We start from the raw sequence: 23,153 nt of genomic DNA, 5'->3' as shown, positions 1-23,153 counted from the left end.
CTCCTTCAATCTTCGATCTTTGCCAGGACATCATCCTGATCGATGATTATGTAGTCATCTTCATCGATCTTGATCTCCGTACCGGAATACTTGGAATAGAGGACCTTGTCGTTTTCCTTAAGGTCAATATCCTCGACTTTCTCGCCAACTGCAATTACCTTCGCAGTCATCTGCTTTTCCTTCGCAGCGTCTGGAAGAACGATACCACCTGATGTCTTCTTCTCTTCCTCATAAGGCTTAATCAGTAATCTTGTACCAAGGGGAACTACCTTCATAAAAAGCCTCCTTTCGTATTGTATATTTAGCACTCAAAGTAATAGTCTGCTAATAAATGATAAAACAACATTGTGATTTCTTCAAGGGCTTCCAGTGTTAAATGATCGTAAACATGAAAGATTAAGGGTGTTCGAGGGCGTTTATGCTCTCTTTCCCCCGGTTTTTCTGATTATCTTCGTCCCACTCTCGCCACTCGAGCTCACGGCTACGCAATCTCCAGTTTCAATATATTGGTAGAGTTACTAGTTCCAAACGGAATGCCAGCGGTAAGAATTATCGTATCCCCGCTTTTCACAAGCTTAAGCTGTCTTGCAAGAGGCCCGGCAACTTCAACAAGATCGTCTGTAGAATTGCCAAGACCCATTAATACTGGATGAGCTCCCCAAACGAGGTTTAGCCTATAATACGTTGCTTCATTGGGAGTAACCGCAAGTATATGAGCCCTTGGCCTGAACCCCGAGACATTTCTTGCAGTGTGTCCAGAGAAAGTGGAGCTTACAATGACCTTCACCTTCAGCGCTTCGCTAATGTCCCACGCTGCTCTGCAGATAGCATCTGTGTGATCGTCTGTTGAAACCTTTTCTCTTGTCCACCTCAGCAAACCAGGATCCTGCTTAAGATACCTTTCCGCTGATCTTGCCGTTAGATCCATAACTGTCACAGCTTCCAGAGGATATTTACCAATCGAAGTCTCACCAGAAAGCATTATGGCATCAGTACCGTCAATGATCGCATTGGTAATATCCGTTGCTTCGGCCCTCGTTGGCGCTGGATTCTCTATCATAGATTCAAGCATCTGGGTTGCCGTTATCACAGGAATCCGCTTCTGATTGCCGAACCTAATGATCTTCTTCTGAGCGACCGGCACCTCCTCAACGGGTATCTCAACACCCAGATCGCCTCTGGCAACCATCATACCATCGGAAACTTCTGCTATCTTCTCAATGTTTTTCAGCGCCTGTTCCGTCTCTATCTTGGATACTATAGGAATAGATCCTCCAAACTCCTCAACTACCTTCTTTGCGTGAAGAACGTCTTCCGGTCTCCTGACAAAGGATAGCGCAAAGTAGTCAACTTGTTCCTCGATTCCCAGTTCAATGAACCGCCTGTCCTTTTCTGTAATTGCCGGTATGCTTATGTCTATTCCCGGAAGGTTGATTCCTCTTCTGTGAGTTACAACTCCCCCACTCAAGATTCTTGTCCTAACTTCGGACTTTGTGACGGATAAAACCTTAAGCTTGATCTTTCCATCATCCATCATAATAAGATTCCCGGCCTTCACTTCCTCTGGGAGCTTATTGTAGTTAACACTTACAATCGTATCGTCTCCTTCAATGTCTTCAGTTGTAAGAACAAACTCGCCTCCCTTCGGGAGCTCCACATAAGGAATTCTGAAGACACCTGTTCTGATCTTTGGACCTGAAAGGTCCAGCAAGATCGTGAGAGGAGATCTCATTGATTGGCGAATCTCTTTCAATTTCCTGATTCTATCCTTGTGTTCAGTAATATTGCCATGAGTTGTATTCAGCCTGGCAACATCCATCCCTCTCTGTATGAGAGCCCTCAGCATTTCCGGAGTCTCAGTAACAGGTCCGATAGTGCAGACAATCTTGGTCTTTCTCAAAGCAGATCACCCCGTCAGGAGAGTATTTTCGCCATTTCAACCAGTTCCATATCCAACGTCCTTTTGTTGGAAAGAACTTCTTCGAGAGGTACAGCAGCGATTTTTCCGCCTTTCAATGCCATCATAAGGCCGCCTTCTTCCTTTTCGAGCACCTTAATGGAAGCGTATCCCATTCTCGAAGCGAGAACCCTGTCAAAAGCAGTCGGTGAACCGCCTCTCTGAATATGACCTAAGATGGTTATTCTCGTCTCGTACCCAATTCTGTGTTCTACATGTCTGGCAACAGTGAAGGCACTTGATGCACCTTCGGCAACTACAATGATGCAGTTGATCTTTCCTCTTTTCCTTTCTTTCAAAATCTTATCGGCTATCGACTCATAATCTACGGGGAGTTCAGGAACTATTATTGCTTCCGCTCCAACGGCAATACCCGAAGCAAGTGCCACGTAACCGGAGTTCCTACCCATTACCTCCACTACAAATGCCCTTTCGTGAGAAGAAGCAGTGTCTTTGAGCTTCTGAATTGATTCGACACAGGTATTCAAACACGTATCCACCCCTATACACATGTCTGTCATAGCAATGTCGTTATCTATTGTTCCCGGAATGCCGACAACTGGAATTCCGTTTTCTTCCATAAGCAGTTTTGCACCGGAAAGACTCCCCTCTCCTCCGATGACAATAAGAGCTTCAATGTGATTATTTCTCAGGACTTCGGCAGCCCTAGCTCTACCTTCCTCGGTCTTGAACTCTTCGCATCGGGAACTCCTGAGGACCGTTCCACCTTTCTCCATTATTCCTCCGACCGAGGAGTAATCCATATCGACGAACTCTTCATCAAGCAGACCAGAGTACCCTCTCCTAATTCCTACAACTGCTATTTCATCTGTCTGGGCAGTTCTTACAGCTGCCCTTATAGCTGCATTCATCCCTGGCGAATCCCCTCCACTGGTGAGGACCCCGACCTTCTTTATCATCATTATCCCTCCTAACGATGACTGCACTTAGCTAACCGACTACATTCTAGCACATTGCGATTCTATAATCACCAGCCAGAAATGCGTCCAGAAGTTAACTTATCTAATTACTTGGTGTATAATTTCAGGTGAAACAGGAGGTGATCGAATGAAGGTCCTCAAGTCAGGAATTCCGGAGTTTGAAGCAAAAATGTATCAGGAAATCCTTCTAAAAGAAGGAATCTTCTCGGAACTGGTGGATTCTCATTTCGCATACACCGACAGTATTTACTTTGATTCGGGCGGCTTAGTAGACATTATTATAGCCGACGATGATTTCGAAGAAGCCGTTCAGATCTTTGAAGACTTGCAAGAGAGGGGGAGGGAAGAAACGGATGAGTGATCTAAAGAGAACGCCGCTTTACAGCGAACATGTGAGACTAAAGGGAAAGTTGGTTGATTTTGCTGGATGGGAGATGCCTTTGCAGTTTGATTCGATAATCAACGAGCACAATCTTGTCAGGAAGGAAGCCGGCCTCTTTGATGTCTCGCACATGGGAGAAATCGAAATTGTGGGACCCGATGCTATTCGGTTTTCGGACTATTTGATAACAAACTCAGTCTCTTCGCTGAAGAACGGAGCCATAGTCTATTCTCCAATGTGCAATGAAAATGGTGGGATAGTCGATGACGTATTGGTCTACAGAATAGGCAATGGAAAGGTGATGTTCGTAGTTAACGCTTCAAACAAAGACAAAGATTTCGAGTGGATCACGAAAAACAAGGGTGCTTTCGACGTGCAAATTAAAGACGCATCCGACGACTTTGCGCAGATCGCCTTTCAGGGACCTCATGCAGAGGGGATATTACAGGAAATATCGCAGGTCAAATTGGCGGACATTCCCTTCTACCATTTCGTGTACGGCAGAGTGAACGGCATTCAGGCGCTGGTTTCTCGTACAGGCTATACGGGAGAAGACGGGTTTGAGCTGTATATCGATCCTCAGGGTGCTATCCCTCTTTGGAGAAAGATACTTGAGACGGGAGCTGGTTTAGGTGTGAAGCCTATCGGCCTTGGAGCAAGAGATACACTAAGGTTTGAGGCTTCCTACATGCTTTATGGCAACGAACTCTCCGATGAGACAACCCCTCTTGAGGCGGGTCTCAAATGGACGGTAAAGATGGACAAAGACTTCATCGGCAAAGCTATTCTGGAAGAACAACTAGCAAACGGGACAAAGTACAAGCTCAAGGGACTAGAACTATCCGGCAGGAGTATCGCGAGGCATGGATTTGAGGTCTTTGACGGTGAGAAGAAGATCGGTTGGATCACGAGCGGAGTATTTTCTCCAACGCTCGGCAAATCTCTCGCTCTAGCATATCTGGAAAAGGATTACTGGAAGAGCGGCTCAGAAGTGCAGGTCGAAATTCGATCGAAGAAGTCACCTGCAGTAGTTGTCAAAACACCTTTCTATAGAGGCTCTGTAAAATCGAAAAGTTAAGGAGGAGATTTGTAATGAAGAAGTTCGCGGCAACTCACGAATGGGTATCGGTTGAAGGAAAGGTAGCAACAGTTGGTATTTCAGATCACGCTCAAGACCATCTGGGTGACATTGTGTACGTAGACCTTCCTGAAGTAGGCAAGTCTCTTAAGAAGGGCGATGTCTTCTGCACGATAGAGTCTGTAAAAGCGGCAAGTGACATATACGCTCCCGTAAGCGGGAAAATCGTTGAGGTGAATGAGGAGCTTGATTCCTCACCCGAGAAGATTAACGATGATGCCGAAGGCGAAGGCTGGATAGTGAGAATTGAAGTTGCAGATGAATCGGAACTTGACAGCCTGATGGACTTGGAGGCGTATAAGAAGCACTGTGAAGAGGAGGGCTAATATGCCTGAGTTCCCTTATCTGCCCCAGACCAACAAGGATGTCGAGGAAATGCTGGAGGTAGTTGGCGTCAAGAGCGTTTCAGAGCTTTTCAAGGATATCCCCGATAAGTTTGATGTCGATATCTCAATACCCGAAAGCAAGGATGAATTCACTGTACTCAGAGATCTGAAAGAACTTAGTGAGAAAAACATAACGCTTGACGACCTGTCCGTCTTCAGAGGGGCAGGTGTGTACAAACACTTCGTTCCAAGCGTGGTTCAGGCGATCGCATCGAGAGGCGAGTTTCTCACCGCATATACACCTTACCAGGCAGAAGTCTCACAGGGGACTCTTCAGATGCTGTTTGAATTCCAGACGATGATCTGCGAGCTGACAGGAATGGAGGTAGCCAATTCATCTATGTACGATGGCGCAAGCGCAGCTGCAGAAGCTGCGCTGATGGCTGTTAGGGTAAGAGGGGGTCAGAAGGTCCTGGTTTCGGGGTCACTTCATCCCGAGTATATAGATACGATCAAGACCTACTGTTTTGGCAGTGACATAAGCGTTGAAACCGTTGCTTTCGATTCCGAGACAGGACAGGTGGATTTTGCCGATCTAGAAAAGAAACTCACCGAGGATACTTCCGGTTTTGTGCTGGGCTACCCAAACTTCTTCGGAATAATCGAGAACATTTCGGAGGTTCGAACCAGAATCGGCGAGAAGACAATGCTTATAGTATGCGCTGACCCAATCGCTCTCGGAATACTTGAAGCTCCCGGAAAGCTTGGAGCCGATGTTGTTGTGGGTGAAGGTCAATCGTTGGGCAATTCTCCTTCATTTGGCGGACCGGGTCTAGGCTTCTTCGCGTCAAAAGAGAGCTATATAAGAAAGATGCCCGGAAGAATTATCGGAGAGACAAAGGACAGTGATGGACGCACAGGATATGTCATGGTTCTCCAGACAAGGGAACAGCATATCAGAAGAAGTAAGGCCACATCCAACATTTGCTCGAACCATGCATTCAACGCACTGATCGCTTCAGTCTACATGAGTATGATAGGTTCTGATGGGATAAGAGAGATCGCGAAAAGATCTTTTGACAAAGCTCATTATTTGGCAGAGAGAATTGGAAGAACAGATCGTGTGCGGCTGGTCTTCACAGGCCCCTTTTTCAACGAATTCGTTGCACAGTTTGACTGTAACTTGAAAGAGTTTAACGAACGGCTACTAGAAGACAAGATATTAGGACCGCTAGAACTGGAAAGGTTTAATGAAGAGATGAAGGGTTATGGGCTTATCTGTACAACAGAAGCTAATCTTAACGAGGAGATTGAGTTTTTTGCCGGCAGACTGGAGGAGATATCATGACGATTTTCGATCTTTCAACTGAAGGAAGAAAGGCCTTTCATCTCCCGAAAGAAGAGAGCTACGGTTATGACCCTTCAGATCTGCTACGTGAGGACTGGTTGAGAGAGAAGAATCCCGGTCTTCCTCAGCTTAGCGAGCTTCAGGTAATCAGGCATTACACCGGACTCTCGGAGAAAAACCACTCAGTTGATACCGGTTTCTATCCTCTTGGATCATGTACAATGAAGTACAATCCAAGGCTCAACGAGAAAGTCGCTGGTCTTGAAGGTTTCAGTCAGATACATCCGTACCAATCTGAAGAGACTGTCCAGGGAGCTTTAGAAGTGATGTTCAACTTACAGAACTCTCTGTGCGAGATCACCGGAATGAGCAACTTCACTCTTCAACCGGCCGCAGGGGCACATGGCGAGCTGGTCGGAATGCTTCTGATGAAAAAATACTTCGAACTGAGGGGTGAAAGCAACAGAAAGAAGGTTATTGTACCTGACTCAGCACATGGGACTAACCCCGCTTCGGCAGCCATGGCAGGCTTTGAGGTCGTCGAAGTACCTTCAGGAAGCAATGGAAGGGTTGCCCTTAATAGCCTTGTTGAGATGCTTGATGAAGACGTAGCAGGAATAATGCTTACCAACCCGAACACAGTGGGCCTTTTTGAAAACGAGATCTGCGAGATTCAGGAGGCCGCGCACAAGAAGGGCGCTTTGCTCTATTATGACGGCGCCAATCTCAATGCGATAATGGGCCACGCGAGGCCAGGCGACATGGGTTTTGATATCGTTCACTTAAACTTGCACAAAACCTTTTCGACACCTCATGGAATGGGAGGCCCCGGAAGCGGCCCTGTGGGAGTGAAGAGCTTTCTTGCAGACTTGCTACCTGTTCCTGTGGTTAATTTTGATGGTCGGAAGTTCTCATTTGATTACAATCTTCCGAATTCAATAGGAAAAGTTAGGAGTTTCTACGGTAATTTCGGTGTTTTCCTGAAGGCTTACGCATACATATTATCCATGGGCGGCAATGGTCTCAAGAGAGCTAGCGAGATGGCTGTCTTAAATGCCAACTATCTTCGAGTCAAACTCAACAAGCTCATTCCGACCGCCTATCCCGATATATGCATGCATGAATTCGTTCTGAAAGGCAGCAAGCTTGTATCAGAATATGAAGTGAAGACCCTGGATGTTGCCAAAAGACTCCTAGACTACGGAATACACCCTCCTACAGTCTACTTTCCGCTGATTGTGGATGAAGCATTGATGATAGAACCTACAGAGACTGAGACCAAAGAGGTTCTAGATGCTTTTGCCGATACTTTCGAGAAAATTCTGAAAGAGGCAAAGGAGGATCCCAGCATACTCAAAGCTGCTCCTCAGAAGACAGTTGTCGGAAGACTTGATGAAGCAACTGCTTCAAGAAAGCCAAAGACAAGGTGGAGCAAGGGAACTTGATATTGAAACTTAAAAAGTGCTGTGATATCATAGTTTCAGCAGAGCAGGCGTAGCTTCAATCGGTCGAGCGCCGCCTTGGTAAGGCGGAGGTTGTGAGTTCAAATCTCATCGCCTGCTCCATCTTTATAACCGGACGAAAGTCCGGTTATTTTTTTGACCATGCGAAAAAGTACTAATTTTGAATCTTATTACAATCTATGCTAGAATGAAAATGTAACTTTCTTTGCGTAGCTATAACCATCCAGTTCTCCTTGTAAGGCTTTGAACGGTATTTGAAAGCAATACGACTGTAACCTCCGTTAAGAACACTGTGAGTCTAGCTCCGTTTACGGTCAGATTTGGCAATTCTTTGCTTTTTGGGTGGATGTATAGGTACTCTCGCTGTTCGGTGCGTTCTATTCAGGGGTGAAGTCTGTGTTTGATTTCTATTCAAAGCCAAGAATAATCCTGGTGGGAAGAAGCCAGAAGGATGCAAGAAGGTTAATTGAGGCTTTCGATGATCGTTTTGACGTCAGATACGTCGAAGAGGTGTCTGACGAGTTTGGTCGATTTTCAGATGCTATGATCTTTGATTATGTCAGTGAAGACATCATCAATAATCTTCGTGCAGGAACAATTCCATATCTTTGCCTTGTCGGAAGTGAGAAGTCAATGGAGAAGTTCTCCCTGGTACCGGGCGAGTATTTGCTAAAGGGACCGGGTTACCTGCATTATCTTCCAGAAATCGTCTACTCAATGCTTGAAAAGCACCGACTTCAGAAGACTCTGGATTTCGAGCGAGAAAAGTATATGGGCCTCGTCAATAGTATGGGATGCGGAATGCTCATCCTTAGAAAGAGAGATGGAAACGTAATCTTCTGTAATAAGGTTGCGCAGAGCCTTCTCGGGTACTCAGAAGAAGAGATCGAGAAGATGAGTATACAGGATCTTTTATACGATGAACCCTTTGCCTTGCAGACTATTCTTGGTAGAGAGAACTTTGACACCGATAGAGAGATCGTAATGCTGACGAAGGCCGGGGGAAAAATCTACGTGATTTTCAACACTTCAGAAATGTTATACGGTGCAGAGAGAGTTGTACAACTAACATTCATGGACGTTTCGAAGCAGAAGAGGGATAGGGAAGAACTAATCTTCCAATGGCGTTTTCTGGACAATGCAGAGGAAATTGCAATAGCCGTTGACGAGAAGGGAAGAATAGTCTATCTGAACAGATTTGCTGCGGAGATTCATGGTTATGATCTTGAGGAAATGATAGGGGACAGTCTCACTTCGTATCTGGTGCAAGACGAGGTAGAAGCAAAGTCCATGCAATTCTCCATAATGAAGTCTGGAAAATGGAAAGGAAGACACCTGCACAAGAGAAAGGACGGTTCCGTATTTACTGTAGAAGAGAAAAGAAGTATGTTGAGAGTCGATGAGAATGTATATGAGCTTGTGATTGGAATTGACGTCACCGAGAGCATCGAGCTTCAGAAACGAGCCAATCTCCATTCCCTGCTCCTCAACGGAACGGGAGACCTGGCTGTCGCGACAGACATGGAGAATAGATTGATCTACATGAATGAAGCTGCAGAAGAATACTTCAACACAAAACTCGAAGAAGAACAAGGAAGAGGTCCTAACGAAACGAATTCTAAGACTCTCCGGGCCTTTCTTGAGATGGCTGCATCTAGATCTTCTGAATCATCAGGAAAGAGAATAAGATTCCCTGACAACAGCAACTCAGAACCCCCAGTTGAGTTCACCAAGAAGATTGTGCGCGATTCCGGCAGAGAGGTAGGCACCATCTTTCTAGGAAGGCAGACGGACTAAGTAATAAGCCGTAACAATGATTAAGCAATTAATGGTAGTTGCATTTCCCCGCATAAGCGGCCATATTGGTTGAGTCATTCTAGATTCCGAAACCGAGCTACTATGAGTCTTGCCATTCAAGCACCTCTTCGTGAACGATATTATGACGATAAACTGACAAGCGCAATAATTGACAGACTAGTTCATCATTGCCATCTGTTCGTTTTTACGGGAAGAAGTTACAGATTGGAGCACTCTAACCTTAGAGGCTAAACAGTTAATCCCGGGTTCTGGATTTTTATCTGGCCAAGTACCGTATTTCCTAGGCCAAAAACATTCAGTAATGATTTGTGATTGGCATTCTCCAGTCTTTCCCAAACGCTCTTTTGGAAACCTTTATCCCAGGAGCGCACTGCTTGCGCTTGTACTCGTTCTTTCTCAACAGTTTCAGCGAATGCTCTACTGTTGACCTTTCGAACCCCTCGAGTACGATCTCCTCCGCTGAGAGACCTTCTTCTATGTGAAACCTGAGGATTTCATCTAGAATCTCATATGGAGGGAGAGTGTCCTGATCCTTCTGACCTTCCTTAAGTTCTGCCGACGGTGCCTTCAAGAATACATTGCTCGGAATGACATCTTTCTCTTCAAGTTCATTCAAGCGTTCTGCGATCATATAGACCTGAGTCTTGTAGAGATCCTTAAGAACCGCAAGTCCGCCCGCCATATCTCCGTAGAGAGTTGAGTATCCCGTTGCCATCTCACTCTTGTTGCCTGTTACAAGTACAAGCCATCCAAACTTGTTTGAAAGCGCCATAAGAATGTTTCCCCTGATTCTTGCCTGCAGGTTTTCTTCAGTAACATCTTCCGCTGCATCCTTGAAGGTAGTCTTTAAGGCCTTTAGAGTAGAATCCATTATGCTCTCGATCGGTACCTCAAGGATCTCAATGCCCAGATTCTCTGCAAGCTCCATTGCATCTCTTCTAGACTCATTCGAGGTTATTCGTGAAGGCATGAACACGCCTTTGACATTGTTTTTACCTATCGCCCTTACTGCAAGAGCCGCTACTAGGGCGGAGTCCATTCCTCCACTTAGCCCAAGAACTATCCTCTCGAAGTTGTTCTTCTTCAAGTAGTCTCCTATACCAAGTTCCAAAGCGGCTATCAACTCGTCGTATTTACTCAGTTCTGATTCTCTTCGAACAGCAAGCTCTGAAGCTGTTTCCCTGTATGATGGTTCAACTGTCACTTCTTCGATACTCACGTTCTTGGAGTAGACCTTCCTTTTTCCTTCAAAGAGGTTGTATCTGGTGGAAATATCTGTGTCTATGTCCAGCACAAGCAGATCTTCCTCAAAGGCCCTCCCGACCACCAGCCTCCCGTCTGGCATTGCTACGCAGCTCCTTCCATCGAATACTAGATCATCCTGAGCACCAACCAGGTTACAGTAGGCTATGGTGCTGGAATACTCCATCGCTCTCGTCAGCAGAAGAGAAGACCGGGTTTTATGCTTCTGCGAAGTGAACGGTGAAGCAGATAGATTGAGAATAAGATTCGCGCCCGCAATAGTCTGATCATTTATTGGGCCAGACGGCACCCAGAGGTCCTCGCAAACATTGATCCCAATCTTTGCTTCGCCAAATCTAACGAGAAGCGGGTGTGCTCCTGGAGAGAAGTATCTTCTCTCGTCAAACACAGAGTAATTGGGCAAACTCATCTTTCGATAGACTGATTTGATTTCCCCTCTCTGGAGAATTGCTGCCGCGTTATAGATCTCATTGACGAAGTCAACAAATCCCAAAACGATCATTGCTTTGCTTCTGGCCGTTTGACCCGCGATTTCTTTGAGCACAGCGAGATTCTCTCTTAGAAACCCAGTATTCAGCAAGAGGTCCTCAGGCGGATAACCGGTTATCGTAAGCTCAGGGAATAGAACAATTCCTGAATCAAGCGCTGTCGCCCTGTCGATCGCTTCGATTATCTTCCTTTTGTTTCCATCAAGATCCCCAACCGTCGTGTTTATCTGAGCAAGCGCCGTCCTGACTATCATTTCGAGACCTCCCTGACGTATTCGAAATGGCTTATGAATTGATTTGCAACGTCCCTAGACTCGATTATAACAACTATCTCGCGATTTTTTCCCCATCCGCTAAGTGATGCGTTGGCCGATCCCGTAATCACTATGTTTCGATCTATCACGAACGTTTTATCGTGAATAGTTATGGAAACACCACGTGATACCTCCATTCCGGTAGTGAGATAGTCTTTGAGCGGAGAATCTTCGTTCCAGCTGTCAACCATCCCAAAAACCCTAACCCCTTTTGAAGCACAGAACTTCAAAGCTGCGAGAATTTTGGGATCTGTAAAAGCGAACATGGCGAATCGGATCTCCTCTTTGGCACTCATCAACTCCTTGATTACTCTCTTGCGCGCTTCTTCAGAAGGGCAGAGAAATAGGGTCATATTTCCGACGCTTGTCACTCCTTTTGAGTCTCCAGTCAAAATCGCCTTGTAGTAATCAAGAAACAGCAAGGCAAGGCTTTCCGACTCAATCATGATGAAGCTATTTGAGTCCTCTCTGAGGCTACCCTCGGTGAAGTTTCCTGTTCCGAAGACCACTATTTGACTATCAACAACGATGAATTTCGAATGAACGAGCGCCGCGGTTGTGTCAGTCATAACCTTAAACTGAGGAGACTTCGCGAAGGTTCTCGAAACAGTGGAATTGTCAATCACAACCGAGACATTGAGACCTTTGATGTATAGGCGGTTGAGGCAGTCAATCACCTCCTGCTCGTCAAGGGAATAACTTACAAGAACCACTTCTTCCTGCGCTCTTTCCAGTATTTCAACTATCCTTTCAACGGCTCTCCCGTCATCGGTGAAGAAAACCGTGGGAAGAGTCACAGCAACCAATAAAATAACAACCGCCAGAAAAAATCTCTTCATACAAATCACCATAACAAAAAAGCGGAGAACTCACGTTCCCCGCCTGGTGGAGACGAAGGGATTCGAACCCTCGGCCTATACAATGCCATTGTATCGCGCTCCCAACTGCGCTACGTCCCCACTCAAGAAAAATTATACTCTACCAGGTTTCACATTTCAAGAGGTAGACAACGATCAAGCATGCTTTCTGTTCTCGGCTCGCTTGAGCCATTCGATAACCACCGGACTGGAGATGTAAAGAGAGGAGTATGTTCCAACTACCACACCAACCAGCATTCCAAATGCAAATGGTCTCAGAACCTCTCCGGAGAATATGAAGAGCGTTAGAACCGCAAGGAACGTCGTCAAAGAGGTATTGATAGACCTGACTATCACATCGTTGATGCTTGTGTTGACTACTGTCTCTATTGTCTTGCCTCTCATCTTCTTGGTGTTTTCTCTGATTCTATCGTAGACTACGATAGTGTCATTCAAAGAGTATCCAACAAGCGTAAGAAGAGATGCTACTACCGGTGCATTGAATTCAATTCCGAAAATACTGTAGAAACCCATTACGATAATCACATCATGTATCAGAGTAGCAATCGCGCCAACTCCGAATGAAAACTTGAATCTAATTGTTATATACAACAACAGAAGAGCCATCGACACGATGACTGCAATCCAGGCATACCCTCTGATTTCCTGAGCTGCATAACCGGAGATTGTACTAACAGATAGAATATTACTCTCCGTTACTCCCTCGCTCTCAAGACCGGCCAGGATCCTTGATGTCACCGATTCGTCGCTTTCACTAGTGTTAACGATTATCGAGAATCTGCTTCTTTGTTCGGAAGAACCTTCTTCAATCAAAGGACTCTGTTTAATGATTCTAGCTGCGGCAAAGCTTGGGTCCTCTGCACTGAGGAGCTCTCGCATCTCCGCTACGGTCATGTCAATATCGGGAACGGATACGCTGATTTCAATTCCACCAGTGAAATCCACTCCGAAATTGAAGCCCTTGGTAAAGATGAAGACAAGTGAAACAAGAATCAGTACAAGGGAAAGAGCAATGAAGTACTTTCTTTTTCCAACAAAGTCAGCTTTGAAGGTCATCTTGCATCTCTCCCTTCCGTTTCAACTTCGACATAGTGATGAGGCTTCAAGCTTCCCGACATTCCAGTCAACACCGCTCTCGACACAACGATGTTTGTGAACATGGCGCCAATAACTCCGATTATCAAAGTAATAGCGAATCCCTTCACTGTACCCGTTCCAAAGTAGAAGAGAACTAGTCCGGCAAGAATTGTGGTGAGGTTCGCGTCAAAGATAGTCCATACAACTTTCGAAAATGCCGAGTCTATAGCGTTCTCTGGCGTCTTGCCCAGTCTTAGCTCTTCCTTTATCCTCTCAAAGATCAGCACATTTCCATCGACCGTCATTCCGATGGTAAGAACAATACCGGCTATTCCAGGCAACGTGAGAATCGAACCTGTAAGGGATATCATTCCAAAGAGAAGCACCGCATTGTACAGCAAGGCGAGATCTGCAACAAGACCCATCTTCTTGTAGAAGACAACCATGTAGATCATAATTATCACTATTCCAGCCACTCCGGCCCAAAGACTTGAGTTGATTATATCTCTGCCGAGAGTAGGAGAGAGAACCCTCTTATTAAAGGATGCAAGATCGACTGGAAGGTTTCCACTTCCGACCAAAATCGACACTTCTCTAGCCTCTTCAATCGAATTCAAACCTTCGATAACTGCGTTACCATCAGAGATTTGAGACTGAACAAGCGGAGCTATAATCACCCTGTCATCCAGTACTATGGCAAGTCTCTTCTTGATGTCTGAATCGGCATATGTGGACTTCACAGAAGTGATGTCCCTGAAGGTTCGGGCACCGTCTGAACTGAACTTCAAAGAAACCATGAAACGTCCCTGGCCAGGTCTCGGTTGATTATTGACGAGAGCCTTGGCATCGGTGACTACACTTCCGTCTAGTTCGGCATAACTTGAACCTACGCTAATCATTGGACTGATAAAGTACCAGGTATTGTTCTGTACTCCGCCAACATACTCCCCGTAGTGAAGCTCCTTAACCCAGTAAGGTTCGGCTCCCTGAAGTTTCCTCCTGCTAATCTCTAGGGACATACCTGCAGGGATCGAGGGCGTAGAAACCGAGGTCTCGATAGCAAGAACATCGGCAAAGTAGAGTTTACCTGTCTTCCCAACAAGATTCTCCGCTCTCGAAACGTCAGTAATTCCAGGAATTTGGACTCTAACTCTTACCGGCGGAATATCCTCGCCAAATGAGATTCCTGTGGTCACTTTTTCTACGGTTGCCTCTGTGAATCCTGCAGCGTCTAGCCTTGCCCTTAAGACTTCAATAACCCTGTCTGCAAGGGCATTCATTTCTGAATCTGACACATCGGTAACCATCTGGTACTCAAGAAGAGCTCCACCCTTTATATCAAGCCCTAACTTGATGTTTGCAGCTAATTTGTCGAGGAAGCTGCTATCGGCTGGCGCACTACCATGTGGTATTAACAGCGGGAGTAATGCTGCAATCAACACCACCATGGTGACGATCAAGCGTTTTTGGTTTGCTCTCATACGGACTTTGCCCGAAAGACTCGGACAGACACCCCCTTCCAATATCTACGAATATAACTGAAACTATTACTGCTTAACGTTTACATCGGGTTCTACTTCTTCCTTTTCATTCTCGCCCTTGTTCACTACAACGGCGATCGCCTTTCTTGTGACGTCCAGTTCCGTACCGGTGCCGGTCCTGATCCTGAGACTATCCGGTTTTATCATGGTAATCTTCCCGATTATTCCGCCGGCCGTGACGACTTTATCACCAACCTTAAGCTTCTCCATCATCTGCTTGAACTGCTTATCCCTCTTTCTCTGAGGCATAATTATCAAGAAGTAGAAGAAGGCAACCATTAGGACTAGCCAGATAATAATCCCCGAAAAGCCCCCGGTTGAAGCCCCAGCATCCGCCGAAGGAGCCGCTACATCTCCGGCCGGGGCATATGCTATGAAACTAAGGATTGAAAACATTTACATACCTCCTGTCATGGTTAGAGCACCTGTATGATTTTACCAGAATAGACTATCCAATTCAACTAACAAGCCTTTTTGGAGTTCAGTCGCTGATAATACGAAAAGTCTTACATGATATAATTCCGTTGACGAATGGAAGAAAGGGAGGAAGATCATGAATAGCCTGCTAAAAGATGCCGAAAGCAGAATGAAAAAAAGTGTTGAAAAGATCGTTGAAGAGTACGGTCAGATGAGAACGGGTAGACCTTCTCCTGCCCTTCTTGAGTCTGTAAAAGTCGATTATTACGGGGTCCTTACTCCGATCAATCAGATGGCGACAATCACCGTGACTGAAGAAAGATCACTGATTATTAAGCCTTGGGATAAGACCGTTCTCAGTCAGATTGAAAAGGCCATCTTTGCGTCAAAACTAGACCTTACACCAATTAATGATGGAGCAAACATTAAGCTGAATTTCCCTATACCGACAACGGAACAGAGAGAAAAATGGGTGAAGCTCGCAAGAGACAATTCGGAAAAGGGTAAAATAGCGATTCGAAACATTCGAAGGGACGCGATAAAGGAAGCTAGAGATCTTGAGAAGGCTTCTGAAATGACCGAAGATGACCTGAAGAAATTTGAGGAGGATATTCAGGAACTTACGAACAAGTACATAGAAGAAATGGACAAGGCTTTCGAGAAGAAGAGCAAGGAGATCATGGAGTTTTAATGCCCCTTCCCGTTCACGTTGCTTTCATAATGGATGGAAACGGCCGTTGGGCTCAGAGGAGAGGACTCGAGAGAATTGAGGGGCACAAGAAGGGGGCAGAAATTGCAGACTCCGCCTCTCATTGGTGTGCCGATCTCGGTATTAGTTATGTAACTCTCTATGCATTCTCAACGGAAAACTGGAGACGACCCAGGCAAGAAATAGATTTTCTTTTCCAACTGATGCTCATTTACATAAGCAGCAAGCTCGGCAGTATGCTGGAAGAGGGAGTGAGGATGCGCTTCATTGGAAGATTGAATGAACTCCCTCAGAAACTCAACGAGTTCACAAAAGAAATCGAGAAGAAAACTTCACTGTGCAGGAAACTGAATGTTATAGTTGCTTTGAATTATGGAGGAAGGGCAGAGATTGTCGATTCAGTCAACAGAGTTATTGAGAGCGGAAAGGATAGGGTTTCTGAAGAGGATATAGAAGAGAACTTGTATCTCCCCGATGTGCCTGAACCAGACCTGATAATAAGGACTTCTGGGGAAAAGAGAATAAGCAACTTCTTAACCTGGCAGTCGGTTTACAGTGAGCTCTTCTTCACAAGAACCTTGTGGCCTGATTTCGAGAAAGAGGAATTTGAGAGGATATTGGATGAGTACTCTAAACGCAAGCGAAGGTTTGGTGCATTGAGCTGATGAAGAAGATCTCGGAGACAAATATCAGAATAGTTACGGCTGCAGTTGTGGCACCTTTCGTGGTTCTCTGTTTCGCAAATTACTACTCCTTCATTGGTCTGGTATCTGCCGTTGTTCTCTTTTCGAACTACGAATACTTGAAGTTCAGCCTGAAGGACAGTAATCATCAGACAGTTAGAATTGCCCTGTCAGGTATGATTCCTGCAATAATCGTCATATACGGGATTCTGCTTGACAGGTTCAACGATGTTGAAACTTTTACTCCGATACCTGAACTGATTTTCGCAGTGGGGGTAATTGCACTTGCGTCTGTGGTGATAGTAACAGTGTCCGATGTTAGAAGTGCCAAAGAGATTATCGCCAATTCTGTGTTCTCATTAATCTATGTTGGTTTCGATTTAGCGTTTTTCTATCACATCTATCTAGGATTTGGTTCTTCAATGGCCTTGATGGCTCTCACATCGGTGTGGCTCTTCGACACGGGAGCTTATTTCATAGGTAAACGCTTCGGTCGGATCAGAATATCTCCAAGTTATAGCCCTAAGAAAAGTCTCGAAGGTGTAATCGGAGGATATGTGACCACGCTTCTCTTCATGCTGCTTTTCGTCTCTATGAGTAAGCTCGTAGGACTCTACAACGGACCCGATCTCGGGATACCCCATTTCATGGTTCTGGCGGTTGTTGTATCCGTATTTGGCACTATCGGAGACATTGTGGAGTCGTCTTTCAAGAGGTATCACGGCGTTAAAGATTCCGGTAATCTACTTCCCGGCCATGGTGGTATGCTAGATCGAATAGATGGTGTTCTTTTTGTAACACCCATGTTCTATATATTCCTTACTCTTTTGACTTAAGGGGGCTAACCAATGAAATTCATGACCGGAGCTGAGATAAGGGAGAGTTATCTCAACTTCTTTGAATCGAAGGACCACAAAAGAATACAGAGTGCTTCTCTTATCCCTAACGATCCACAACTGATGTTCACTGTTGCCGGTATGGTTCCTTTCAAACCAATCTTCTGGGGAAAAGTCGAAGCCACATACAAGAGAGTCACAACTTGTCAAAAGTGTGTGAGAACCAACGATATCGAAAATGTTGGTAGAACTCCCAGACATCAGACTTTTTTTGAAATGCTTGGAAACTTCTCGTTTGGAGATTATTTTAAGAGAGAAGCAATAAAGTGGGGCTGGGAGTTCGTTACGGAGCATTTGGCTCTACCGGATGAGCTCCTATGGGTTTCGATTTACCTAGATGACGATGAAGCGTTCTCAATATGGAGAGATGAAGTCGGAGTCCCCGAGAAGAAGATTGTTAGGCTTGGGAAGGCGGATAATTGGTGGGGACCAGCCGGCCCTTCGGGTCCTTGTGGACCTGATTCAGAGATTTTCATAGACAGAGGTTACGGAAACAACTGCCCTGATCCCGAAAACTGCAGTCCTGCTTGTGACTGCGGAAGATTCCTTGAATTCTGGAATCTTGTATTTACTGAGTTCAACCAGGATGAGGAAGGAAATCTCTCCTATCTAGAAAGAAAGAATATCGATACCGGATTCGGGCTTGAACGAGCTGCCTCGATTCTTCAGAATGTCGACTCAAACTTCGATACTGATCTGTTCATACCCATAATCAGGAAGATTGAAGAGCTTCTGGGAGTCAAGTACAAGGAGAAGGAAATCTCCGATGTCTCGATCAAAGTTATCGCAGATCATGCGAGATCAATTGCATTCATGGTTTCCGACGGAGTCTTACCTTCCAATGAGGGAAGGGGTTACGTGCTCAGGAGAGTCCTAAGGAGGGCTGTGAGGCACAGTTCTTTACTTGGCTACGATTCTCCATTTCTTTACAGAATAGTGGAGACGGTCGCTGAACAGATGGGAAACGTATACCCAGAGCTAAAAAACCGGCTTTCGTTTACGCAGGAAATCATAATGAAAGAGGAGGAGAGATTTCTTTCAACGCTGCTGAACGGCGAGAAGAGGCTTAAATCAATTCTAGTAGATAAGAAGGAACTGTCTGGCTCCGAGTTGTTCATTCTTCACGACACTTATGGATTTCCATTGGAACTTGTCGAAGAGATCGTTGCAGATACCGGTGTTACACTAGACAAAGAAGGTTATGAAAGAGAAATGAAGTTACAAAGGGAGAGGGCAAGAGAGGCGCTGGGAGACAGGAAATATCTGGGAAACATCGAGGTCTACTCCAGTATCTTTCCAACGACTGGCAATTCAAAATTCACAGGTTACTCGAGACTTGAAGACAGATCGACCATAGTCGCGATTTTAAAGGACGGCGATGCAGTGGAAGTCCTTGAAGAAGGAGAGACTGGAGACGTCATCCTTGAAAAGACTCCCTTCTATCCCGAAAGAGGCGGGCAGGTAACGGACACCGGGCTTATCGAGACCGAGACAGCACTGGCTAGAGTTGAGAGTGTGTTCATTCCTTATCAAGAGATGATAGTCCACAGAATTTCAGTCGAAGAAGGAACCCTGCGGGTGAAGGATCAAGCCAGGCTAACTGTAGATACAGACCGAAGAAAAGCAATAATGAGAAATCACACTGCCACTCACTTGCTGCACGCAGCTCTCAGAAAAATCATAGGAGGCCACATTCATCAGTCTGGTTCACTGGTTCTACCTGACAGATTGCGCTTCGATTTCTCACACTTCCAGTCTTTGTCAACCGATGAGATAAATAAAGTGGAGAACATGGTTAACGAAGAGATCCTCAAAGCAAAACCAGTCGAAAAGGCAGAGAAGAGCTTCGATGAAATAAAGGGTGAAGACGTAATGGCCCTCTTTGAAGAAAAGTACGGCGACAAGGTTCGAGTAATCACTGTAGAGGGATTCAGCAGAGAACTGTGCGGAGGAACTCATGTAAACAACACCGGAGAAATCGGCCTCTTCAAGATTCTCTCGGAGACCTCCGTAGCGGCCGGAACAAGGAGAATTGAGGCAATAACCGGAACCACTTCGCTCGAATATTTCCGCAACCTTTTCAACAGACAGAAGACAATCAGAGAAGTACTTGAAGTTCCTGAGGATGTAATAATTCAGCGGCTTCAGGGCATACTCGACGAACTAAAGTCGGGCGGCCAGGAGATTGTCAGATTAAAAGAGAAGCTACTTTCTGGCGATGCACTAATGAAAGATAAGAGAATGACGGCCAAAGGCGTCAATCTGCTTATCAGAAGAGTAGAGAACGCGCCGTCCAGCGCTTTGAGAAACGGTGCAGATGTCCTCCTCAGCAAGGAAAATGGCGGCATAGTTATTATCTTCAATGAACTGGAAGATTCTGTTTCTTTCGTCGTGAAGGTCGAGAAGAAACTTACTGACAGGTTCAAGGCAGGAGAAATCGCAAAGAAGATAGCCCACGACCTGGGAGGAGGAGGAGGAGGCAGGCCAGACTTCGCCCAGGCAGGTGGAAAGGATGTTTCAAAATTGGAAGCCATCATAGACAGGATCGATGAATACCTTTAATAATGAGTTTGACGATGCCTCCTTAGGCAGCCTCTTTGCCGTCTCAGCCGCTCCCGACAAGCTTTCCCTTGACAGTCTTGCCTTTGTGGGAGATGCAGTGTACACTCTTTACTTCAGATTGAAGACTCTCCCGCAGGCGCATCGGAGGGCAGGTCATCAGCACGATATTGTGAAAGACTATGTAAGCGCTCCTGGTCAGAAAAAGGCTCTCGAAGAAATCGAAGGACTTCTCGATGAAGAGGAGAGGAAGATCGTCAGACGGGGTTACAATTCAAGAGGCTCGAAAAAACATGGGGACGACGAGGATTATAGAATGGCTACCGCTCTCGAGGTCCTTATTGGTCATCTATTCCTTGAGGGAAGAGTCAAAAGGATAAAAGATCTGCTCGAAAGGGTGATTTAATGTATCTCCATGGCAGAAATGTTCTGAAAGAACTGCTTGGAATCGACTCGTCACTATTAAGAATCAAACGAATACTCTTTACCAATCAGAAGAATGTCGATTCTCAGTTGCTAGAACTTGCCAATGAAGCGAAAGCTAAGGGGTTTAAAATAGAAGAGATGCCCCCGGAAAAACTCGCAAATCTCTGCCGAGAGAAGAAGCACCAGGGAGTGGTGATTGATCTCAAGGAGTTCTCATACGTGGATTCCGAAAAAATGCTCGATATTCTTGAAAAACAGAACACAGCAACCATTGTGCTTTTAGACCAGATCCAGGACCCACATAATCTTGGAGCGATTATCAGGACTTCGGTTGCGGTCGGGGCCGATGCCATTGCAATCACTTCGAGCAACTCTGCAGAAATTACTCCGGCAGTCGTAAAGGTCTCTGCAGGACTTGCCTTTAGTATCCCGGTAATCAAGATAGTCAATATGGCGCAATTTGAGAAATCTCTCAAAGAAAGAGGATTCTGGATATACGCTTCAGATATGGACGGAATCCCTTATTACGAAAACGAATATTCTGACAAATCGGCGATAATCTTCGGAAATGAGGGAAAAGGAGTCAGGCGGTTGGTGAAAGAGAGAAGCGACGTTCTCATTTCGATTCCCATGGAGCGAACGGTAGATTCACTGAATGTCGCTGCCGCTGCGGCTATTATCTTATTCGACAGACGACGCCAGCTCGCCGTACGAGGAGCGTGAACAAAACTAATGAGAATACGCGAACTGTCGTCCGATGTTGTTAGAAAGATTGCCGCAGGTGAAGTCGTAACGGGATGCTTTTCCGTAGTGAAAGAACTGGTGGAAAACAGTATAGATGCCGGTGCAACGGCTATTGAAATTGAGATCAAATCGGGCGGAAAAGAATACATAATGGTAAGAGACAACGGAAGAGGGATGACCAGAGAAGAAGCAAGCGTTGCTATTCTGCCTCATACTACCAGCAAGATTGTCTCCATAGATGATCTCGATACTCTTCTCACATTCGGCTTCCGGGGAGAGGCCCTTTCAACGATAGCCTCGGTGTCGCGCATGCGGCTGTCAACCGTCTCAGATACAGAGGAACTTGGGGTGGCTCTCGACATTGCCGGAGGCGATATCATAGGAGAGAAACCTCTCAGCGGTTCAAATGGAACTGCGGTCGAAGTCTACGATCTTCTCTATAACACGCCCGCCAGAAGGAAGTTCTTGAAATCCGCTTCAATTGAAGGCCGAATGGTAACTGAGATGGTTCAGAGGTTCATACTCGCATTTGATAAGATCGATTTCACTTATTCTCGGGATTCTCAAGTGATATTCGATACAAGGGGCCTTGAATCGGTCGAGGCCAGAGCTGCACTTATCTATCCAGGGCTTTCTGAAAAAGACTTGATACCAGTTTTGGAAAGCTCGGCAGAAATAAAGATACGGGGTTTTGTTACACTTCCAAATCGCACAAGAAAGAATAGAATGGGTGAAAACATCTTCGTGAACGGCAGATATGTTAGGCAATTCGAACTGAATTATGCTCTCGAGAGGGGTTACGGAGAGACTCTTCAAAAGGGGAATTTTCCTTTTGCAGTTCTCTTTATCGATATCGATCCTCACGAAGTCGATGTTAACATCCATCCACAGAAGCTCGAAGTGAAATTTGCGTCTACTTCATCCGTTCTGGATCAGGTGAAGAGGGCTGTACGGTCTGCCGTTAAAGGCGCCGGTCATTTCACAATCGATGTGGTTCATAGCGAAGAGAGCGCCGCCGGAAGATCGGTTGAACGGAGAGAGATCTCAGACATTGATCAGGAGCATTTAATAAGGGATCGCGGAATAAAACACTCCTGGAGGGACCAGAGAGTCTTTGATAACAGTGCGAGCGACACTTATGCGAAGTCCAGACTAGATCGTCAGCTTTTCAGATCATTTACTCCTGCTGAAGAGCGCGAACAATCAGCAACCAAAGAAAAGAGCGGGGGAGTAAAAGCAAGCTTCATTGGTGTCTTCGGAGAACGGTATTTGATTGCGGAATCCGAGGACGGTCTCTTGTTGATCGATCAGCATGCCGCTCATGAGCGGATCATTTTCGAGGCTCTAAAAGAAAGCAAGAAGATCTCCCCTCAGAATCTTCTCATGCCGCTTGAGCTGAATCTCGAGAGGTCCAAAATGGATCTGATTATCGCGAGAGAGGAAGCGTTGAAGAAACTTGGGTTCACTTTCAATTTCGGCAATGATAAAATAATAATGGTATCCATTCCTCAAGTCATTAAGACGGAGGGTGCAATAGATACACTCGAGGAAATTCTAGACGAGATGAGGTTGGAAGGTCTTGAAACTCCCGAGAGGGTTTTCGATAATCTTTTGGCCTCTATAGCGTGTAAAGCGGCAGTAAGGACTGGAAACAGACTTGACATAGGGCAGGCTGAAGTTCTTTTTGAAGAGTTGAAGGAGAAGAATCTTCTTGTATGCCCCCATGGAAGACCGATATCCATGGTAATAAGGCTGGAGGATCTGGACAGATACTTCTCCAGATAG

General features: G+C 45.7%; 21 protein-coding genes, 2 tRNA genes and 1 pseudogene. 15 read left to right on the top strand and 9 right to left on the bottom strand.

Going from position 1 to position 23,153, the window contains the following annotated elements:
* Positions 1–5: 5 nt before the first annotated feature.
* The 3 genes from groES to pfkA all read right to left on the bottom strand — a co-directional run bounded on the left by groES (position 6) and on the right by pfkA (position 2,874).
* A complete protein-coding gene (gene groES / locus B3157_RS12045) occupies positions 6–275 on the bottom strand; it encodes a co-chaperone GroES (RefSeq protein WP_214079532.1) in 270 nt (89 codons plus the stop codon).
* 206 nt (positions 276–481) lie between these two features.
* Positions 482–1,900, bottom strand: coding sequence for a pyruvate kinase (pyk, locus tag B3157_RS12040; RefSeq protein ID WP_214079533.1), 1,419 nt, complete (start codon positions 1,898–1,900; stop codon positions 482–484).
* Positions 1,901–1,914: 14 nt separating this feature from the next.
* Positions 1,915–2,874 (bottom strand): 6-phosphofructokinase, encoded by a 960-nt coding sequence (gene pfkA / locus B3157_RS12035; protein ID WP_349680399.1) that lies wholly within the window; start codon positions 2,872–2,874, stop codon positions 1,915–1,917.
* Between the two features lie 151 nt (positions 2,875–3,025).
* Between pfkA and B3157_RS12030 the strand changes: the two genes are divergently transcribed.
* The 8 genes and pseudogenes from B3157_RS12030 to B3157_RS11995 form a co-directional block, all read left to right on the top strand.
* Positions 3,026–3,259: a DUF2007 domain-containing protein gene (locus tag B3157_RS12030; RefSeq protein WP_214079534.1), complete on the top strand. Its 234-nt coding sequence runs from the start codon at positions 3,026–3,028 to the stop codon at positions 3,257–3,259.
* Positions 3,252–4,358 carry a glycine cleavage system aminomethyltransferase GcvT gene (gene gcvT / locus B3157_RS12025; RefSeq protein ID WP_214079535.1) on the top strand — a complete coding sequence of 369 codons (1,107 nt, stop codon included), beginning with the start codon at positions 3,252–3,254 and terminating at the stop codon, positions 4,356–4,358. The genes B3157_RS12030 and gcvT overlap by 8 nt, the downstream gene beginning before the upstream one ends.
* Before the next feature lie 14 nt (positions 4,359–4,372).
* Entirely contained in the window at positions 4,373–4,744 is a 372-nt protein-coding gene (gene gcvH / locus B3157_RS12020) for a glycine cleavage system protein GcvH (protein ID WP_214060411.1), read from the top strand.
* 1 nt (position 4,745) lies between these two features.
* Entirely contained in the window at positions 4,746–6,092 is a 1,347-nt protein-coding gene (gcvPA, locus tag B3157_RS12015) for an aminomethyl-transferring glycine dehydrogenase subunit GcvPA (protein WP_214079536.1), read from the top strand.
* Positions 6,089–7,537 (top strand): aminomethyl-transferring glycine dehydrogenase subunit GcvPB, encoded by a 1,449-nt coding sequence (gcvPB, locus tag B3157_RS12010; RefSeq protein ID WP_214060413.1) that lies wholly within the window; start codon positions 6,089–6,091, stop codon positions 7,535–7,537. The genes gcvPA and gcvPB overlap by 4 nt, the downstream gene beginning before the upstream one ends.
* 43 nt (positions 7,538–7,580) lie before the next feature.
* Positions 7,581–7,657, top strand: a tRNA-Thr gene (locus B3157_RS12005).
* 294 nt (positions 7,658–7,951) lie between these two features.
* Complete coding sequence (locus B3157_RS12000; protein WP_292590676.1) at positions 7,952–9,352, top strand: PAS domain-containing protein; 1,401 nt, start codon at positions 7,952–7,954, stop codon at positions 9,350–9,352.
* Positions 9,353–9,490: 138 nt separating this feature from the next.
* Positions 9,491–9,604, top strand: a pseudogene (locus B3157_RS11995) (ATP-binding protein); the annotation flags it as partial.
* Between the two features lie 64 nt (positions 9,605–9,668).
* Here the strand turns inward: B3157_RS11995 and B3157_RS11990 are convergent.
* From B3157_RS11990 to yajC, 6 genes are all read right to left on the bottom strand, one after another.
* Positions 9,669–11,378, bottom strand: a complete 1,710-nt coding sequence (locus B3157_RS11990; protein WP_214079538.1) for an NAD+ synthase — start codon at positions 11,376–11,378, stop codon at positions 9,669–9,671.
* The gene (locus tag B3157_RS11985; protein WP_292590672.1) at positions 11,375–12,277 is read right to left on the bottom strand and encodes a phospholipase D-like domain-containing protein; all 903 of its coding nucleotides are present in this window, start codon (positions 12,275–12,277) and stop codon (positions 11,375–11,377) included. The genes B3157_RS11990 and B3157_RS11985 overlap by 4 nt, the downstream gene beginning before the upstream one ends.
* A 44-nt stretch (positions 12,278–12,321) precedes the next feature.
* Positions 12,322–12,397: transfer RNA gene (locus B3157_RS11980), tRNA-Ala, on the bottom strand.
* A 54-nt stretch (positions 12,398–12,451) separates the two neighbouring features.
* Positions 12,452–13,372 (bottom strand): protein translocase subunit SecF, encoded by a 921-nt coding sequence (secF, locus tag B3157_RS11975; RefSeq protein WP_214079540.1) that lies wholly within the window; start codon positions 13,370–13,372, stop codon positions 12,452–12,454.
* Positions 13,369–14,841: a protein translocase subunit SecD gene (gene secD, locus B3157_RS11970; RefSeq protein ID WP_292590694.1), complete on the bottom strand. Its 1,473-nt coding sequence runs from the start codon at positions 14,839–14,841 to the stop codon at positions 13,369–13,371. The genes secF and secD overlap by 4 nt, the downstream gene beginning before the upstream one ends.
* A 99-nt stretch (positions 14,842–14,940) precedes the next feature.
* Positions 14,941–15,330 carry a preprotein translocase subunit YajC gene (gene yajC / locus B3157_RS11965; RefSeq protein ID WP_099830398.1) on the bottom strand — a complete coding sequence of 130 codons (390 nt, stop codon included), beginning with the start codon at positions 15,328–15,330 and terminating at the stop codon, positions 14,941–14,943.
* A 154-nt stretch (positions 15,331–15,484) separates the two neighbouring features.
* On the opposite strand from yajC, the gene frr reads away from it, so the two are divergent.
* From frr to mutL, 7 genes are read left to right on the top strand one after another with little or no spacing between them, the layout of a single operon-like run.
* A complete protein-coding gene (gene frr, locus B3157_RS11960) occupies positions 15,485–16,042 on the top strand; it encodes a ribosome recycling factor (protein ID WP_180977903.1) in 558 nt (185 codons plus the stop codon).
* Entirely contained in the window at positions 16,042–16,725 is a 684-nt protein-coding gene (gene uppS / locus B3157_RS11955) for a polyprenyl diphosphate synthase (protein ID WP_214079543.1), read from the top strand. The genes frr and uppS overlap by 1 nt, the downstream gene beginning before the upstream one ends.
* Complete coding sequence (locus tag B3157_RS11950) at positions 16,725–17,579, top strand: phosphatidate cytidylyltransferase (RefSeq protein ID WP_292590670.1); 855 nt, start codon at positions 16,725–16,727, stop codon at positions 17,577–17,579. Before uppS ends, B3157_RS11950 begins: the two co-directional genes overlap by 1 nt.
* A gap of 12 nt (positions 17,580–17,591) precedes the next feature.
* Entirely contained in the window at positions 17,592–20,201 is a 2,610-nt protein-coding gene (gene alaS / locus B3157_RS11945) for an alanine--tRNA ligase (protein ID WP_214079545.1), read from the top strand.
* Positions 20,188–20,604 carry a Mini-ribonuclease 3 gene (locus tag B3157_RS11940; RefSeq protein WP_214060986.1) on the top strand — a complete coding sequence of 139 codons (417 nt, stop codon included), beginning with the start codon at positions 20,188–20,190 and terminating at the stop codon, positions 20,602–20,604. Before alaS ends, B3157_RS11940 begins: the two co-directional genes overlap by 14 nt.
* Positions 20,604–21,347, top strand: coding sequence for a 23S rRNA (guanosine(2251)-2'-O)-methyltransferase RlmB (gene rlmB, locus B3157_RS11935; protein WP_214079546.1), 744 nt, complete (start codon positions 20,604–20,606; stop codon positions 21,345–21,347). Before B3157_RS11940 ends, rlmB begins: the two co-directional genes overlap by 1 nt.
* 9 nt (positions 21,348–21,356) lie before the next feature.
* Positions 21,357–23,153 (top strand): DNA mismatch repair endonuclease MutL, encoded by a 1,797-nt coding sequence (gene mutL, locus B3157_RS11930; protein ID WP_214079547.1) that lies wholly within the window; start codon positions 21,357–21,359, stop codon positions 23,151–23,153.

The sequence above is a fragment of the Mesotoga sp. UBA5557 genome, from assembly GCF_002425715.1.
Taxonomy (GTDB): domain Bacteria; phylum Thermotogota; class Thermotogae; order Petrotogales; family Kosmotogaceae; genus Mesotoga.
The sequence above is the reverse complement of the archived record's forward strand: the minus strand, read 5'-3'. Positions and strand labels throughout refer to the sequence as shown.

Coding starts and splice junctions, on each gene's coding strand:
- groES (WP_214079532.1), bottom strand. CDS start 275: ATGAAGGTAGTTCCCCTTGGTACAAGATTACTGATTAAGCCTTATGAG.
- B3157_RS12030 (WP_214079534.1), top strand. CDS start 3,026: ATGAAGGTCCTCAAGTCAGGAATTCCGGAGTTTGAAGCAAAAATGTAT.
- gcvT (WP_214079535.1), top strand. CDS start 3,252: ATGAGTGATCTAAAGAGAACGCCGCTTTACAGCGAACATGTGAGACTA.
- gcvH (WP_214060411.1), top strand. CDS start 4,373: ATGAAGAAGTTCGCGGCAACTCACGAATGGGTATCGGTTGAAGGAAAG.
- gcvPA (WP_214079536.1), top strand. CDS start 4,746: ATGCCTGAGTTCCCTTATCTGCCCCAGACCAACAAGGATGTCGAGGAA.
- gcvPB (WP_214060413.1), top strand. CDS start 6,089: ATGACGATTTTCGATCTTTCAACTGAAGGAAGAAAGGCCTTTCATCTC.
- B3157_RS11990 (WP_214079538.1), bottom strand. CDS start 11,378: ATGATAGTCAGGACGGCGCTTGCTCAGATAAACACGACGGTTGGGGAT.
- B3157_RS11985 (WP_292590672.1), bottom strand. CDS start 12,277: ATGAAGAGATTTTTTCTGGCGGTTGTTATTTTATTGGTTGCTGTGACT.
- secF (WP_214079540.1), bottom strand. CDS start 13,372: ATGACCTTCAAAGCTGACTTTGTTGGAAAAAGAAAGTACTTCATTGCT.
- secD (WP_292590694.1), bottom strand. CDS start 14,841: ATGGTGGTGTTGATTGCAGCATTACTCCCGCTGTTAATACCACATGGT.
- yajC (WP_099830398.1), bottom strand. CDS start 15,330: ATGTTTTCAATCCTTAGTTTCATAGCATATGCCCCGGCCGGAGATGTA.
- uppS (WP_214079543.1), top strand. CDS start 16,042: ATGCCCCTTCCCGTTCACGTTGCTTTCATAATGGATGGAAACGGCCGT.
- B3157_RS11950 (WP_292590670.1), top strand. CDS start 16,725: ATGAAGAAGATCTCGGAGACAAATATCAGAATAGTTACGGCTGCAGTT.
- alaS (WP_214079545.1), top strand. CDS start 17,592: ATGAAATTCATGACCGGAGCTGAGATAAGGGAGAGTTATCTCAACTTC.
- B3157_RS11940 (WP_214060986.1), top strand. CDS start 20,188: ATGAATACCTTTAATAATGAGTTTGACGATGCCTCCTTAGGCAGCCTC.
- rlmB (WP_214079546.1), top strand. CDS start 20,604: ATGTATCTCCATGGCAGAAATGTTCTGAAAGAACTGCTTGGAATCGAC.
- mutL (WP_214079547.1), top strand. CDS start 21,357: ATGAGAATACGCGAACTGTCGTCCGATGTTGTTAGAAAGATTGCCGCA.